Source organism: Amycolatopsis halotolerans, assembly GCF_042647905.1.
Taxonomy (GTDB): Bacteria; Actinomycetota; Actinomycetes; order Mycobacteriales; family Pseudonocardiaceae; genus Amycolatopsis; species Amycolatopsis halotolerans.
This window is the reverse complement of record NZ_JBHRWI010000040.1, coordinates 108736-124875: the sequence shown is the minus strand read 5'-3', so window position 1 is coordinate 124875 and position 16140 is coordinate 108736. Positions and strand designations below refer to the sequence as shown.

The window sequence follows — 16140 nt, the reverse complement described above, 5'->3', positions numbered from 1 at the left end:
ACCCCACCAACAAGCTGATAGGCCGCGGGTTCATCCTGTACCGCCGGAACTTTCCACCACCACAGATGCCTGCAGTGGTCATATCCGGTATTAGACCCAGTTTCCCAGGCTTATCCCAGAGTACAGGGCAGATTACCCACGTGTTACTCACCCGTTCGCCACTCATCCCCGGCCGAAACCGGATCAGCGTTCGACTTGCATGTGTTAAGCACGCCGCCAGCGTTCGTCCTGAGCCAGGATCAAACTCTCCAACAATGCTGTAAAGTTCGATCGAGACTACTCTCAATCATATTCTCAAAGGAAACCCCGACGAGGGGGTTTCAAATTAAGCTCTACTGGCTTAGTTCACTAGCACACTGTTGAGTTCTCAAGCAACACACCCCGAACCAAACCCGAACCCCCGTGAGGGCGAGCCTGACCGAAGCGGTCATTCCTAGCAGTTTTTGGTGGGACACCCACTCAATCACCCTAGAGGCGAGAGCTTGGTTCGTGTCCCGGCGGCCACCCGGTTTCCCTGGCGACTTGGAGAACATTACACGGCTCAAAACGGCCCGAAACAGGGGGGTCCCTTAATACGATCTTCGCAGGTCAACCGGCCGAATAGCCCCGTAGCGGCCGATCTGGCGGGGCGCCGGGCCCCGAGTCGGCGGAGCCGAGCACGGCGAATCCGGTGGCTTATCGGCTCGCGGATGCCGCGATCCGGAGGAACGGGCCGCGCGTTATCGGCGAATAGCGGGAGCGAGTGGTCCCCTCGCTCCCCAATACGGACCGGCCGAAGCATCAAGAGCGGCGGGTCGAGATGAGCGCCGCCGCCGGGTGCGATGTCGAGAAGGGGCAAGCGGCGGAGAGGACAGGGGGCGCATCGGCAGCGGGAGCGTTCTGCCAGGTGCACCATGAGCGCCAAAGTGACCAGCGAGTGACCCGGGTCACGAGAACGGACGTCGAGGCGATGTCCGGTCCCGGGCAGGCAGCTTCGTTCTTTCCCCGACCGGCGGCCAAGCGCCGGTCGCGAGAGCAGACCCGACCGAGAGGGAGCACCCGATGAAGTACCTGATCCTGGCGTACGGCAACCAGCAGGACTACGACCACCTCGGCGGCAAGGGCGGCGCTACCCCGGCGGAGCTGGCGGCGATCGACGAGTTCCTCGCCGGGTACACCGGGGCGCTGGCCGAATCGGGCGAGCTGATCGAGACGCAGGGGCTCACCGCCCCCGTGCTTGCCCGCCGCCTCGATCTGCGGGACGGGGTTCCGGTCGTCACCGACGGGCCGTTCGGCGAGACCGAGGAGGTCATCGCCGGGTACTGGATGGTCGACTGCGCCAGTTTCGATCGGGCGACCGACATCGCGGCCGGGCTGCTCAAGGCGCCGGGCCGGTTGTCCGAGGCCGGAGTCGTGGTCCGGCCGGTGATGGGTGCCGAGAGCGAACTCTGACCTGGTCGGGACGCGCCGTAACCAGACAACCGACCAAGGCGGCAGACATGACCGACGAATCCGAGGCCACGGTCAACGGCACCCTGCGCATCCTCGCCCCGCAGGTGCTGGGCGCGCTGGTCCGCCGCTACGGGCGGTTCGACCCGGCCGAGGACGCTGTCCAGGAAGCCTTGCTCAAAGCCTCCCAGCAGTGGCCGGAGTCGGGGATCCCCGAGCGCCCATTCGGCTGGCTGCTCCAGGTAGCGAGCCGAAAGCTGATCGACCTGCTCCGGGCCGAACAGGCGAGACGGGAGCGGGAAGTCCGAGCAGCCCGGGAGGATGTCGGCGAACACCAAGGCGACGCCGACGACACGTTGATCCTGCTCCTGCTCTGCTGCCATCCGGCGCTCACGGCAGCGTCGCAGATCGCACTCACACTCAGGGCCGTCGGCGGGCTCACGACCGCGGAGATCGCGCGCGCGTTCCTGACCTCCGAGGACTCGATGACCCGCCGGATTTCCCGGGCCAAGCGGACCGTCCAGGACAGCGGCGTCCCGTTCCGGATGCCGCCGGAGGAGGCGCGGCGCGAGCGGCTCGACGCGGTCCTGCATGTCCTCTACCTGATTTTCACCGAGGGCTACTCGGCGACGTCAGGACCGGACTTGCACCGCGGCGACCTGGTCGCGGAGGCGATCCGGCTGGCGGAGATGACCGCCGCGCTGCTGCCCGACGACGGCGAGGCGGCAGGTCTCCTCGCGTTGATGTTGCTGACCGACGCCCGATCCCCAGCGCGGGTCACCGAGCAGGGCGAGCTGGTCCCGCTGCACAAGCAGGACCGGACACAGTGGAAGGCCGACTCGATCCGGCGCGGGGTGGAGCTGGTGACGGCGGCGTTGCCGCGCGGGCCGGTCGGGCCGTATCAGCTGCAGGCGGCGATCGCGGCGGTCCACGACGAGGCACCCGCCGCGGAGGAGACCGACTGGCGGCAGATCGTCGCGCTTTACCGGCTGCTGCTCAAGGTTTCGGCGAGTCCGGTCGCGAAGGTGAGCCACGCTGTCGCGGTCGGGATGGCGGACGGGCCGGCTGCGGGGCTCGAACTGCTTGCGGCGCTGGACAACCGCGACCGGCGATTCTATGCGGCGCGGGCACATCTTCTGGAAAAGGCGGGCGACCGCGAAGCAGCCCGGAGCGCTTACCTGCGCGCGGCCGAGCTCGCTACCAACATCCGTCAGGTGCGGTATCTCAACGCCCGCGCCCGGCGGCTCTCCGAAGGAGTTGAGCATGACTGACGAGATCCGGCCGTATCGGCTCGAGGTCCCGGAAGCGGACCTGGTCGATCTGCGAGAGCGGCTCGATCGGACGAAGTGGGCGCCCGAGCCGATCGGCGGAGACCAGGGGTACGGCGTCAGCGTCGGCCGGGTGCGCGAGCTGGCCGAGCACTGGCGGCACCACTACGACTGGCGGGCCCGGGAACGGCGGTTCAATGAATATCCGCAGTTCACGACGACGATCGACGGCAGCAACGTCCACTTCCTGCACGCCCGTTCGCCGGAGCCGGACGCGATCCCGTTGATCCTCAGCCACGGCTGGCCCGGGTCGGCGGCGGAGTACCTGGCCGCGGTCGGACCGTTGAGCGACCCTCGCGCGCACGGGCTTGACCCGTCGATCGCGTTCGACGTCGTGCTTCCGTCGCTGCCGGGGTTCGGGTTCTCCGGTCCGACGGCCGACGCCGGCTGGGGTCCGCAGCGGATCGCGCGGGCGTGGGCGGAGTTGATGCGCCGGCTCGGCTACCAGCGGTACGGGACTGCGGGCAACGACTGGGGTTCGGGGATCGCGCCGGAGGTCGGTCGCGTCGCGCCGGAGCAGGTGATCGGCGCGCACGTGACGCAGACCTGGGATCCGCCGCCCGACGACGATCCACAGTGGATTGCCGAACTGTCCCCTAAGGACAAAGCCGCGTGGGACGCGTTCCAGCACTACTTCACCCACGAAGCGTCCTACGGCGTCGTCCAGGCGCAGCAGCCACAGACCCTCGCGCACGCGTTGTCCGACTCCCCCGTCGGTCTGCTCGGCTGGAACGCACAGGCGATGCACGACCACGGTCTCGACGCCGACGGCATCCTCACCCACGTCACGATCCACTGGCTGACCGGCACCGCGGGTTCGGCGATCCGGATCTACGCCGACGAAAGCCGGGAGACGCCCGCCGAGGGCCGCGACCCGGTGCCGCTCGGGGTCGCGCAGTTCCCCGGCGACCTGCCGTCGATCCGCGTGTTCACCGAGCAGCACCGGAACCTCGTGTCGTGGAACGAGTACGACCGCGGCGGGCATTACGCGGCGCAGGAGGTGCCGGAGTTGTGGGCAGGCGACGTCCGGGCGTTCTTCGCGAAGCTGCGCTAGAAAAACATTGCTCCGACTACATTGCGCCTTATTGCACTGAGAAATCGCCCCGATTAGCGTCGGGGACATGCAGAAAGTCCTTCTCCCCTCGGGTGCCCGGATCGCCTACGACGGCCTGGGGGCGCAGCCGCGGATCCCGGTGCTTCTCGTGCACGGGCACCCGTTCGACCGGTCCATGTGGGGTCCGCAGGCTGAGCACCTCGCGCGAAACGGGCACCGGGTCGTGGTTCCTGACCTGCGGGGATACGGGGAAAGCACCGGCCCGGCGGTCAGCGGGCTCGAGGACTTCGCCGAGGATCTGATCGGGCTGGCCGACCACCTCGGGCTCGACCGGTTCGCGCTGGGCGGGCTGTCGATGGGCGGGCAGATCGTGATGCAGACCGTCCGGGATTACCCGCAGCGGATCGCCGCGCTGCTGCTCGCCGACACGTTCGCCGAGCCCGAGACCGCCGAAGGAAAGGTGATCCGCAACCAGGCCGCGGACCGGGTTCTCGCGGAAGGCATGACCGCGTACGCCGACGAGCTGCTGCCGAAGATGGTGTCGCCCGGCACGCTCCGTTCTAAGCCCGAAGTGGCCGCACACGTCCAAAAGATGATGCGCGACGCACCGGCAACAGGCGCGGCGGCAGCACTCCGAGCACGGGCGAAACGACCGGACTACCGCGATTCCCTCAAGCAGGTCACCGTGCCGACGCTGGTCGTCGTGGGCAGCGAGGACGAGTTCACTCCCGTCGCCGACGCACAGCTGCTGCACCAGCTCGTGCCCGCCTCGGAGCTGGTGGTGCTGGACGGCGCGGGACACCTGCCTAACCTGGAACTCGCGGCCGAGTTCAACGACGTGTTCGGCCGCTTCCTGGACCAGGTCCGGCCGGACCACGCAGAAGAACGGTGACGCACTCCATGAAGACCGTATTGGTGACCGGCGCGAGCGCCGGATTCGGTGCCGCGATCACGCGCCGGTTCGTCGCGGAGGGCGCGCGGGTCGTCGCCGCGGCCCGCAGCGGCGACCGGCTGAAGACCCTCGCGGACGAACTCGGCGACGCGGTTTACCCGCTGGTGCTGGACGTCCGCGACGCAGCCGCGGTCGCAGACGTCGTCGCGGAACTGCCCGAGGAGTGGGCGAAGATCGACATCCTGGTCAACAACGCCGGCCTCGCGAAGGGTCTCGAACCCGCGCACGAGGCGAAACTGGACGACTGGGACCAGATGATCGAGACCAACGTGACCGGTCTCGTCCACCTGACCCGCGCGGTGCTGCCCGGCATGGTCGAACGCGGCGCCGGCCACGTGATCAACATCGGCTCCGTCGCGGGCAGCTACGCCTACCCCGGCGCGAACGTCTACGGCGCGACCAAGGCGTTCGTCCACCAGTTCAGCCTCAACCTGCGCTCCGACCTGCGCGGCACCGGCGTCCGGGTGACAAACGTCGAGCCCGGCCTGGTCGGCGGCACAGAATTCTCAACCGTCCGCTTCGGCGGCGACCAGGACAAGGCAGCAGGCGTCTACGCCGGAACCACGCCCCTGACCGCAGACGACGTCGCCGAGTCGGTGTTCTGGGCTAGCGCCCAGCCACAACACGTGAACATCAACGTCATCGAACTGATGCCGGTGGTGCAGACGTTCTCCGCGCTGAACATCGACCGCGAGCCCTGAGCCCGCCGTTCGTGAGGGGAACCCTCACGAACTCAGAGTCCCTCAGGGTTCCCCTCACGGACCGACATTCCCTCAAGGAGCCCCTCACGGAACCAGATTCCCTCAAGGAGCCCTTCACGGACCGCCCCCACGGCCGCGATCGCGACGCACCCAATGTGGCGTTCGGTGCATCGCACGCACCCAATGTGGCGTTCGGTGCGTCAGACGCACCCAACGCCACATTGGGGCGCTAGCCCCAGCCACCGCGAACCGCAGCCGACGCACCCAACCAGCGAGGCACCCAGCCCCTCCCCCGCACCCCGATACGAAGCCTCCCTGCGGTTCGGGGGTGCTTGTCAAGGCATCTTTCCCGCCTTGACAAGCACCCCCGAACCGTCAGCACACTCAAGCTTCGGGGTGCCCCACGCAACCAACGGAGCAATGTCGCCGCCAGGCGACGAGCCGAAACCCGATCACCCAGGCGCAAACCGCTCCAACCCGAACAACTCGAACAACGCCTGCTGCCTCGCCGTCCGATCAGACAAGATCCGCCGAGTCCGCGGCCTCCCCCCGGTAGACCGATGCCGCAGCAAAGTCTCCCCAATCCCCCGCAACTGATCCAACAACTCGGCCACCGACAGATTCATCCCAGCCCGGTCAGCCTCCCGTCGCATCAGGTGCGTAACCGTCGCGGCAAGCACAGACACCAACGTATGCACCGCGATCCGATGCGAAGTCCACTCCCACCGAGGCGAAGGCCCGGCCACCGCGGACCCGGTCAGCCACCGAAACGTCGACTCAAGATACGTCCGGGCCCGATAAGCGGTGACCACCTCGGCAACCGGCCAATCCCGATCAGTCACCAGAATCTGCTTGCCGAAAAACTCCTCCGCCAACCGGGCGACCGCAGCCTCGTCAACCCGCCGCTCCAGCCGCAACTCCCCCGCCCGGTTGCCGGTAAGCGAAGTATTCAGCACCCGCTCCACCCGACGCCCCCGAATGATCCGGGACATCTCCGCGTGCACCTGGGTCCGATCCCCCCGATGAGTGCCAGCCGCCAGTGCCGCGGCGAGCCCGTCAAGCTCCCGCACCGTAGTGCTCAATTCGCTGGTGAACGCCCGATACTGCGCCGCGTGCAGCGTCGCGGAGTGGAGGAGGACGACGCGTCGGCGGGCGCCGTCCACAGTCGCCACGGTGTCGAAGGCAGTCAGCCCGGCAAACCGCTCCGGATCCACCCGCCGCCGCACTGACGCGGGCCGCGCGAGCAACTCCGGATGATCCGCCAACGGAAGCGACCCGACAAACCCGGTCCGCGCGCCGAGGTCTAGCTGCGCGGCCTGGCCGGAGTGGAAGACCAACGTGTGCCGTTCCCCCAATTCGGCGGCCAGCGCGCCAAAAGTCGGGGCGCCGTCCCTCCGATAAACCCGAGACGCCAACGGAATCGCCCCATCCCGAGTAACAACCAGCCCCAATCCGGCAAGCACATCCTGACAAGCCGACGGCAACGTACAGTCCGCAGCGGTAAACGCAGCGAACTGCGCAACATCAACCGCCAACGCCTCCGTCCCGTCATCGCCCAAGAGCTCCAAAACAGCTTCAGCCACAACGGCCTCCACCCCAGCGATCCGCTCCGAATCGAGCCGCTGCAACGCCCGCCAATGACCAGCAGTCGTAAGAGACCCCTTAGGCGGTCGAGGCCGAACAAGATCCTGCGCCAGACACCCAGTCCACCACTCCTCGAACTCCATCTCCGGCGCAGTAGCCCGATGCAACACGGCAAGCGCGACATGGAGACCAAGCGTCGGCCGAGCCCGCTGCGCCCCAGCCACGGAATCCACCCGCCGAACAAGGTCGAGCCGCTGCAACGTCCCCCACACGGCGGCGACATCCCCGAACGACCGATGCCGCGCCCCCGCCGCCTCCGGCCCGCCACCGGCCACTGCCGCCGCGATGTCCTCGGCCGTCCCGAGGTACCGCTGGCCGACCACGCGAGGCTTGCCGTCGACGCGCGCGGACTCGGCGAGGTAGTAGTACGTCCGCCCGCCGATGCGCTTCCCGATCACTGACGCCACCCTTTAGGTAATACCGGCGCGGACGACCGTCCACAAGCCCGCAACCTGCGCTAATGATCACGCTGGACCGGTCGAGCGCGCGGCGGCGGGCTAAGAGCTGGCTGGTCGCGGCGGCCGGGTCCTAGCGTGGCGGGAATGGAGCCCGAAGCTGGCGTGACCACGCCCACCCCGTCGGCCATGCGCCGTGCGCTCGCCCGGGCGCGAGACGGGAAGACGCTCGACGTCGCCGAGGCGGCCGTGCTGCTGCACGCCCGCGGCGACGACCTGACAACGTTGTCCGACCACGCTTCCCGCATTCGCGACGCGGGCCTCGAAGAAGCCGGTCGCGCGGGGATCATCACCTACAGCCGCAAGGTGTTCATCCCGCTGACCCGGCTGTGCCGGGACCGGTGCGGCTACTGCACGTTCGTCACCGTCCCCGGCAGGCTCGAATCGCCGTTCCTGTCGCCGGACGAGGTCCTCGACATCGCCCGCAAGGGCGCCGAGATGGGCTGCAAGGAAGCCCTGTTCACCCTCGGCGACCGGCCGGAGGACCGCTGGAAGGCCGCGCGCGAGTGGCTGGACGCGCACGGCTACGACGACACGCTGTCCTACGTCCGCGCGATGGCGATCCGGGTGCTCGAGGAGACCGGTCTGCTGCCGCACCTCAACCCGGGCGTCATGTCCTGGCAGGACTTCCAGCGGCTCAAGCCGGTCGCGCCGTCGATGGGCATGATGCTGGAGACCACCGCGCGCCGGCTGTGGAGCGAGAAGGGCGGGCCGCATTACGGTTCGCCGGACAAGGATCCCGAGGTCCGGCTGCGCGTGCTGGAGGACGCCGGCCGCAGCTCGGTGCCGTTCACCACCGGCGTGCTGATCGGGATCGGCGAGACGCACGAGGAACGCGCGGACGCGCTGTTCGCGATCCGCAAGACCGCGCGCGAGTACGGCGGCATCCAGGAAGTCATCGTGCAGAACTTCCGGGCCAAGCCGGACACGAAGATGCGCGCGACCCCGGACGCCGACCTCGAAGAGCTGGCCGCGAACATCGCCGTGGCCCGGCTGGTGCTGGGTCCGCGGATGCGCATCCAGGCGCCGCCGAACCTTATCGGCGACCAGTACGACCTGATGATCCGCGCGGGCATCGACGACTGGGGCGGCGTCTCGCCGCTCACCCCGGATCACGTGAATCCCGAACGCGCGTGGCCGCAGATCGACTTGCTGGCCCGGCAGACCGAGAAGGCCGGGTACGCGCTGCGCGAGCGGCTGACCATCTACCCGGAGTACGTGAAGCGCGGCCAGCCGTGGCTCGACCCGCGCGTCACGCGGCACGTCGCGGCGCTGGTCGACGGGGAAACCGGGCTGGCCCGCGACGGCGCGATGCCGGTCGGGATCCCGTGGCAGGAGCCGGACGGCGGCTGGCAGGAATCCGGCCGCACCGATCTGCACACCGAGATCGACACGACCGGGCGCACCGAGGATCGGCGCGGCGACTTCGATTCGGTCTACGGCGACTGGAAAGAGATCGGCCGAAAGATCAAGACCGGGCCGCAGCGGTTCGACACCGACGTACGGGATGCGTTGCGCAGCGCGGAAAAAGACCCCGCCGGGCTCTCCGACGACGCCGCGCTCGCCCTGCTGCACGCCGACGGGCCGGAGCTGGACGCGCTCACGAAGCTGGCTGACGACCTGCGACGCGAGGTCGTCGGGGACGACATCACCTTCGTCGTCACGCGGAACATCAACTTCACCAATGTCTGCTACACCGGTTGCCGCTTCTGCGCCTTCGCGCAGCGAAAGACCGACGCCGACGCGTACACGCTCTCGCTGGAGCAGGTCGGCGACCGCGTCGACGAGGCGTGGGCTGCGGGCGCGACCGAGATCTGCATGCAGGGCGGGATCCACCCGGACCTGCCGGGCACCGCGTACTTCGACCTCGCGGCCGAGGTGAAGCGGCGGCAGCCGGACATGCACCTGCACTCGTTCAGCCCGATGGAGGTCGTGAACGGCGCGTCGCGGACGAATCTGTCCATTCGCGACTGGCTGGTGCGCGCCAAGGAATCCGGAGTGGACTCGCTGCCGGGCACCGCCGCGGAAATCCTCGACGACGACGTCCGCTGGGTGCTCACCAAGGGCAAACTGCCGACGGACGCGTGGATCGAAGTCGTCACCACCGCGCACGACGTCGGGCTGCCGACCACGGCGACGATGATGTACGGCCACGTGGACAACCCGAGTCACTGGGTCGGGCACCTGAAGCTGCTGGCCAAGCTGCAGCGCGAGGGCGTGGAACGCAACGGGCGGCGCGGGTTCAGCGAGTTCGTGCTGCTGCCGTTCATCCACCAGAGCTCGCCGATCTACCTGGCCGGGCTCGCCCGCGCGGGCACGACGCTGCGCGAGAACCGGGCGGTGCACGCGCTGTCGCGGCTGCTGCTGCACGGCACGTTCGACAACATCCAGAGCTCCTGGGTGAAGCTCGGCGAGGAAGGCAGCCGGGCGGTGCTGCGGGGGGGCGTCAACGACATCGGCGGCACGCTGATGGAGGAGACGATCAGCCGGATGGCGGGCGCGGCGAACGGGTCGTACAAGACGATCAGCGACATGCGCGCGATGGTCGAGCCGCTCGGGCGTCCGTTGCGGCAGCGGACCACGTCGTACGGGACGCCGACGGACGAGCGGATCGCCGCGGCCACCGAGTCCGACGGGGTCGCGACGGCGGTGCGGAAACCGTTGCTGCCGCTGCTCACGCCGTGATCAACCGGTGCGGTGCAGCCGCCACAGGGCGATAGCCAGCTGCAACCGCAACCGGCCCGCGGGATCGCGCACTGGCCAGCCGACCAGCGCTTCGGCGTGGGCCAGGCGCTCCTGCAGGGTCGAATGGTGCACTACCAGCGTGTTCGCGGCGGCGCGCAGGCTCGGAGCGCCCGCTACGGCGATCAGCGTGGGCAAGACCCACGGGGCCGTCGTGCGGGCGTGCTCCAGGCCGGTGACGTCCGCGACCGGTTTGGCTCCCGGTCCGACCGCGTCGGCGAGCACGGCCAGGCCGCCAAGGTCGGCGTAGTCCACAACGGACGGTCCAGGGTCTTCTTTGGTTGCGGTGAAACGGAAAGCGGTCCGGGCTTGCTCGCCGGAGACCGGCAGGTCGACCAGATTCACCACAGTTCCCAGCCCGACCCTCGCGTGTTCCGGCGGAGTCCACTGTGGAGGGACGACCAGCGGTACCGCGTCGGCCACGACAGCCCTCGCGGTCGTACCAAGCCCAAGGCGATGTGCCGCGCGGAGCCGGGTCCGCTTGTCCGCTGACGCGTCGAGCACCACTTCGACCGACGCCGGATCGACGACCCGGCCGCGCGTGCGATCCAGCACGGCCCGGGCGGCGGCGGACGCGCGCTCCAGCACCATCGCGTCCACCGGGCTCGCCGGACCGGGCCGTTCCAGCCACAGTGCGACCGGCCCGTCCGGACGCACCGGCGCGGAAGGCCATTCCGGATCGGGCGGCTCGGCCGCCGGCACGACGCGTCCGTCCGGTTCGACCCGGACACGCACCCGGCGTTCGTCGTCGGCCAGCCGCGCGGGACAGCCGGACAGCACCGCCGCCCCGCGCACGATCGGCTCCAGCCCGGCGCGGCCCTCGACCAGCCGGTCGAAGTAGGCGATGACCTTGACCGTCTCGGCCGCGCCGGGATCGAGCGCGCTCAGATGCGTGACCAGCTCCCTCATCGGTCCATCATCGCTCGTCCGGTTCAGCCGAGCAGCCGCCGCAGCCACGGCGTCCGCTCGGCGCGGGCCTGCTGCGACAGCGCCGCCTGCGGGGCCGAGCCGTCGAAGCCGTGGAAGGCGCCGGGCCAGACGTGCAGTTCCGCCTGCACTCCGGCCAGCCACAGCTGGTTCGCGTAGGCGATGACCTCGTCGCGGAACGTCTCGGTGCTCCCGACGTCGAGGAACGCGGGCGGAAGGCCGGACAGGTCTTCGGCGCGCGCGGGTGCGGCGTACGGCGACACGTCCGGACCGCCGCGAGCGTCGCCGAGCAGCGCCGTCCAGCCGACATTGTTCGCGGCGCGGTCCCAGCTGCCCATCTCCGCCATCTGGATCGCCGACGGCGAGTCGTTGCGGTCGTCGAGCATCGGGTACACGAGCAGCTGGCCGAGCAATTCCGGGCCGCCCCGGTCCCGGGCGAGCAGCGCCGTTCCCGCAGCGAGCCCGCCGCCCGCGCTCGCTCCGCCGATCACGACGCGGGAGGCGTCGAAGCCGTACTCGGCGGCGTGCTTGACCGTCCATTCGAGGCCGGCGTAGCAGTCCTCGACCGGTGCCGGATGCGGGTGTTCGGGCGCGACGCAGTAGTCGACGCAGACGAAGCCGAGCCCCAGTTCGGTCGCGTACTCCTTGAGGAAGTACAGGTCGCCGCCCTTGTGGCCGCCGATGATCATGCCGCCGCCGTGCAGCCAGTACAGCACCGGGACGTCGACCGCCCCGGCTGGCCGCGCGACAATCAGCGGAATCGGTCCGCGCGGCCCCTCAGCGTCCACTTCGGACACTTCGAGGGCACCGTCCGCGGCGATCTCGTCCAGGGAAACCTGCCGCTTCGCCGCGGCCGCGCGCACCGCCGGGATCGACTCGAGCGTCTTGATCGGCGGACGCTCGGCCGCGAGCACCTCGAGCGCCGCGGCGAGCTCGGGGTCGAACGGGAGCGGCGGATACGCAGTCATCGCGGGGCCTCCAGAGACTCGGTTGCTGGCTCTCATCCTCGCCGCCTCGAGGCCGGACGCGGACAGCCGGGCGGCGGGAATCTCCCGCCGGATGGCGGGGTCAGCGGGTCAGGCTGATCGCGTTCTTCGCCCGCTCGACCGATTCCTCCGAAGCGGGTCCGGCCGAGTTTTCCGTGGCCAGCGCCTGGTTCAGCTCGACGAACGGGCGCATGCGGGTCTCGTAGTCCGCTCCGGATTCCGCCAGGATGTACGCGCCGACCAGGGCGAGGCTCGTGCCCTGTCCGGAGAGCACGGACGCGCAGTACCCGGCGTCGCCGACCAACGCGACCCGGCCGGTCGTCCAGCGGTCGAGGTGGATCTGGAGCATCGCGTCGAAGAAGAACGTCTGGGCGTCCTCCATGGCTTTGACCAGCTCGGGAACCGGGCCGCCGACCTCGCTCAAGCGCTCGGCGACGAGCCTCTTCTGCTCCGCGACGTCCCGGATCTCGCGGTACTCCGGCTCGCCGAAGCCCAGCGTCACCCGGATCTCCTTGTTGCCGGGAACCGGGTAGACCGCGCCGCCGACGCCCTCGCCCTGGAACCAGATCTGCCAGTCTTCGAGGCCGACGGTGTTGGCCGCCGGGAAGATCGCCAGGTACTGCCCGAGGTAGCGGCGGAACTGGTCCTCCGGGCCGAACGCGAGCCGCCGGACCGCCGAGTGCGCGCCGTCCGCGCCGACGATCAGGTCGAACGTGCGCGGCTCGGCCTTGGCGAACTCGACCCGCCCGGACTCGGCGTCGAGCGCGGTGATCTCGTCGCCGAAGCGGTACTCGACGTCGGCAGCGTTGTGCAGCAGCTCGACCAGGTCGTCGCGGAGGATCTCGATGTCCGCGCTGTCGAGCCTGCCGCTGCTGTAGGCGCGTTCCTCGGAACGGAACACCTCGTTGCCGGACGCGTCGAGCATCGACATCCCGCGCATCCGGGTCCGTGCCGCGCGGACCTGCTCGCCCAGGCCCATCCGCTCGATGACCTCCAGCGCGACGCCGCGGATGTCGATCGCCTGACCCCCATTGCGCAGTCCGTCCGCGCGCTCGACGACCGTCACGTCGTAGCCGTTGCGGCGCAGCCAGTAGGCCGACGCGCATCCGGCGACTCCCGCGCCGCAAACCAGTGCTTCAGGCATGTCCTCACCCCTTGATACGGTGCATTATTACCCTGATGAACCTGCCCTGACCTGGTTTCCGCTGCCAAAACTGACCTAGTACAGATACCCCGCTGACCTAGTACAGACAGGACACCGATGCCGACCGATCCGCCGTACCTCCGCATCGCTGCCGCCCTGCGCGAAGAGATCTCGCAGTTGCCGCCGGGCGCGAAGGTGCCTTCGACGCGTCAGCTGGCTTCGGCGCACAGCGTCGCGAACGCCACCGCAGCCAAGGCGCTCGACGTGTTGCGCCGCGAAGGCGTGATCCGCGCTGAACCCCGGTCGGGGCATGTCGTCGCTGGTCAGCACACTGCGACCGACTCGAAGCGGCCAACCTTGACCCGGGATCGGTTGGTGCGCACGGCAATCGCGATCGCTGACGCGGAAGGTGTCGCGGCCCTGTCGATGCGCGGACTGGCCGCGCGGCTGGGCGTTCCGGCGATGGCTCCGTACCGGTATCTGTCCGGAAAGGACGAACTGGTTGTCCTGATGGCGGACCACGTCTACGGCGAGATCGGTTACCCGGCCCGGGAACCGGAGGGGTGGCGGGCGCAACTGGAGTTGTCGGGGCGCACGCTGTGGGCCGTGCACCGGCGGCATCCGTGGCTGGCGCATCTCGTGCCGCTCACCCGGCCTTGGCCGCTGCCGAATCTGGCCGCGCACAACGAACGCGCGCTGGCCGCGTTGGCGGTGTTCGGGTTGAACGCGGCTGATCTGTGCGATCTGAATGTGTTGTTCTACAACCATATTCAGGGCACGGCGATCCATCTGGAACGCGAGCGGCACGCGATGGGCTCGACGGGGATCACCGAGGACCAGTGGATGGAGACGCAGGCGCGGGGGTATGCGGCGTTGACCGGGTCCGGGCGGTATCCGGTGCTGGCGCGGATGGTGGAGGATCTTGCCGAGGGGTATGACCTCGATCTGGACCATCTGTTCGAGATCGGGCTGCAGGCGCTGCTGGACGGGCTGGCGGTCCGATATCCGGTTGGGAGCCTGGCGTGAACCGCATCCGACTGGTCCCCGCGATCCGCGAGCGCCGGAAGTATCAGCGTGAGCGCCGGTATCTCGACTTCGAGGTCGACGGCGCCAGCCTCCGCGGCATGGTCGACACTGAACTGGACCTGATCTCGGTGTTGGCCACCGATCACCCGCGCGACCCGCAACGCCTGGCCCGCATGCTCGGCGAGGCTCCGGGAGATGCACCGGACGGTCGGGCGCTGCTGTACGTCTGCCCCGAATGCGAAGACATCGAGTGCGGTGCCATCGCCGCGAAGGTTTCGCGACGAGGCGACCTCGTCACCTGGCGAAACCTCGGCGTACCGGAACAAGACGAGGCAGCCAACGAATTCGCCGAGCACACGGTCACCTTCTCCGCACGCCAGTTCCTCCGCGAACTAGCCGCCCGCTAAGCGGTGAGCTTCAGAATGTCGATCCCACGCTTGTTATCCGCCACATACGCGTACCCGTCATGCCAGTACGGCGCCCACGAAGCCGCGTCCGCTGGCCGGAAGTACGCGATCTGCGTCGGGTTCGACGGGTCGCTCACATCCAGGAACCGGGTCCCCTGCGCGTAAAACGACTGCACCAGCACATGCCCGCGCAGGTCGAAGTAGTGCGCCGAGCAGTCGTCGGACACCGGGTCGCTGCCTTCCTGTCCGGCGACTCCCCAGGTGCCGATGCTGCGCATCCGGAACGGCTTCTCCGGCGTCGACCGCCAGCCTTCTCCTTGGTACGAGCCGTCCAGCGAGGAAATCGTCAGCACGCCGTCGCCCGCGCAGCCGGGGAGGAAGCTTTCCTCGGTGGCGTACACGAGGTCGTGGCCGCGCCAGGCGCCGTCGTCGCGCGCGCCGACCGGGTGGAAGCTGTTGTGCATGAACTTCGACGGCGCGGCGGTTTCCGACACTCCGCCGCCCGCGTACGGCACCGGCTTGAGGGCGGTCGCCCAGCGGTAGCGGTTCTGCACCGGGTCGCGGTGGAGCCCGGACGTCCAGTAGCCGCGCACGCCGCCCGCGCCGGACACCCACGCGACGCCCATCTTGTCCACCTGCACGTCGTGCACGTAGTCGGTTTTGCCGTCGTTGCGGGCGAGTTCGATCGGGTCCGGGTACACCTTCGGATTGCGCGGGTTGCGCACGTCGGTGACCCAGATCGGCCTGCCGCCCCAGTCCGCGGGCTGGTTGTCGGCCTTCGCCGGGCCGCCGGTCCAGAGGTAGCGGCAGTCGTCGACGCAGCTGGTGGTGTGGCCCGCCGGGACCTTGACGTAGCTGAGGATTTCCGGCTTCTCCGGATGCGCGACGTCGACCACGTAGATCCCGGACTCGCCGGTGTGCGTGTTGCCCTTGAACGCGCGCGGGTCCCGGGACAGGAACACGAGCTTGCGCTTCGCGTCGACCTCGGTGTCCTCGGTCTCCCACAGCCCGGGCAGGCTCAGCTCGCCGATCGCGCGCGGCTTCGCCGGATTGTCCGTGAGGTCGTAGGCCTTCAAGCCGAACTGGCCGGACACGACCATCACGTCGCGTTTGCCGTAGCTGAGGAAGTTCGCCGAGATGGCTCCTTGCGCGTCGGGCACATTGCCGACCGGCTGCACGCCCTTGATCGCGCCCGGGTCGCCCAGTGAGTGCTTCGCTTCGGTGACCGGCTTGTCGTCCTCGCAGGCCGCGGCGGGCAATCCCGTGGCGACCAGTGTCGCCGCTGCCGTCGCCATCGCCAGTCCGGAACGAATCCACCAACGGCGCACGCGAAACCTCCCGGAGAC

The 16140-nt window shown here is 69.1% G+C and carries 13 protein-coding genes and 1 rRNA gene; 8 read left to right on the top strand and 6 right to left on the bottom strand.

Annotated elements, in window-relative coordinates:
* Window positions 1–255, bottom strand: a 16S ribosomal RNA gene (locus ACFORO_RS30385); the annotation flags it as partial.
* Between the two features lie 786 nt (window positions 256–1041).
* Here ACFORO_RS30385 and ACFORO_RS30380 point away from each other — a divergent pair.
* From ACFORO_RS30380 to ACFORO_RS30360, 5 genes are all read left to right on the top strand, one after another.
* Window positions 1042–1431 (top strand): YciI family protein, encoded by a 390-nt coding sequence (locus ACFORO_RS30380; RefSeq protein WP_377868384.1) that lies wholly within the window; start codon window positions 1042–1044, stop codon window positions 1429–1431.
* Window positions 1432–1478: 47 nt separating this feature from the next.
* Window positions 1479–2699 carry an RNA polymerase sigma factor gene (locus ACFORO_RS30375; protein WP_377868383.1) on the top strand — a complete coding sequence of 407 codons (1221 nt, stop codon included), beginning with the start codon at window positions 1479–1481 and terminating at the stop codon, window positions 2697–2699.
* Window positions 2692–3810, top strand: coding sequence for an epoxide hydrolase family protein (locus ACFORO_RS30370; protein WP_377868382.1), 1119 nt, complete (start codon window positions 2692–2694; stop codon window positions 3808–3810). The genes ACFORO_RS30375 and ACFORO_RS30370 overlap by 8 nt, the downstream gene beginning before the upstream one ends.
* A 67-nt stretch (window positions 3811–3877) precedes the next feature.
* Entirely contained in the window at window positions 3878–4702 is an 825-nt protein-coding gene (locus ACFORO_RS30365; protein ID WP_377868381.1) for an alpha/beta fold hydrolase, read from the top strand.
* Between the two features lie 8 nt (window positions 4703–4710).
* Window positions 4711–5463 (top strand): SDR family NAD(P)-dependent oxidoreductase, encoded by a 753-nt coding sequence (locus ACFORO_RS30360; protein ID WP_377868380.1) that lies wholly within the window; start codon window positions 4711–4713, stop codon window positions 5461–5463.
* 452 nt (window positions 5464–5915) lie between these two features.
* Here the strand turns inward: ACFORO_RS30360 and ACFORO_RS30355 are convergent, their stop codons facing one another.
* Complete coding sequence (locus tag ACFORO_RS30355) at window positions 5916–7514, bottom strand: IS1634 family transposase (protein ID WP_446681579.1); 1599 nt, start codon at window positions 7512–7514, stop codon at window positions 5916–5918.
* 135 nt (window positions 7515–7649) lie between these two features.
* Between ACFORO_RS30355 and ACFORO_RS30350 the strand changes: the two genes are divergently transcribed.
* Window positions 7650–10247 carry a bifunctional FO biosynthesis protein CofGH gene (locus ACFORO_RS30350; protein WP_377868378.1) on the top strand — a complete coding sequence of 866 codons (2598 nt, stop codon included), beginning with the start codon at window positions 7650–7652 and terminating at the stop codon, window positions 10245–10247.
* Here the strand turns inward: ACFORO_RS30350 and ACFORO_RS30345 are convergent, their stop codons facing one another.
* The 3 genes from ACFORO_RS30345 to ACFORO_RS30335 form a co-directional block, all read right to left on the bottom strand.
* Window positions 10248–11213: a PucR family transcriptional regulator gene (locus ACFORO_RS30345; RefSeq protein ID WP_377868377.1), complete on the bottom strand. Its 966-nt coding sequence runs from the start codon at window positions 11211–11213 to the stop codon at window positions 10248–10250.
* A 23-nt stretch (window positions 11214–11236) separates the two neighbouring features.
* Complete coding sequence (locus ACFORO_RS30340) at window positions 11237–12199, bottom strand: alpha/beta hydrolase fold domain-containing protein (protein ID WP_377868376.1); 963 nt, start codon at window positions 12197–12199, stop codon at window positions 11237–11239.
* 100 nt (window positions 12200–12299) lie between these two features.
* Complete coding sequence (locus ACFORO_RS30335) at window positions 12300–13361, bottom strand: FAD-dependent oxidoreductase (RefSeq protein WP_377868375.1); 1062 nt, start codon at window positions 13359–13361, stop codon at window positions 12300–12302.
* A 117-nt stretch (window positions 13362–13478) separates the two neighbouring features.
* Between ACFORO_RS30335 and ACFORO_RS30330 the strand changes: the two genes are divergently transcribed.
* Together ACFORO_RS30330 and ACFORO_RS30325 are read left to right on the top strand one after the other, a co-directional pair.
* The gene (locus tag ACFORO_RS30330) at window positions 13479–14387 is read left to right on the top strand and encodes a TetR/AcrR family transcriptional regulator C-terminal domain-containing protein (protein ID WP_377868374.1); all 909 of its coding nucleotides are present in this window, start codon (window positions 13479–13481) and stop codon (window positions 14385–14387) included.
* Window positions 14384–14794, top strand: a complete 411-nt coding sequence (locus ACFORO_RS30325; protein ID WP_377868373.1) for a hypothetical protein — start codon at window positions 14384–14386, stop codon at window positions 14792–14794. The genes ACFORO_RS30330 and ACFORO_RS30325 overlap by 4 nt, the downstream gene beginning before the upstream one ends.
* Here the strand turns inward: ACFORO_RS30325 and ACFORO_RS30320 are convergent.
* Complete coding sequence (locus tag ACFORO_RS30320) at window positions 14791–16089, bottom strand: LVIVD repeat-containing protein (RefSeq protein WP_377868372.1); 1299 nt, start codon at window positions 16087–16089, stop codon at window positions 14791–14793. The two genes, ACFORO_RS30325 and ACFORO_RS30320, sit on opposite strands and share 4 nt — an antisense overlap.
* Window positions 16090–16140 lie beyond the last annotated feature (51 nt).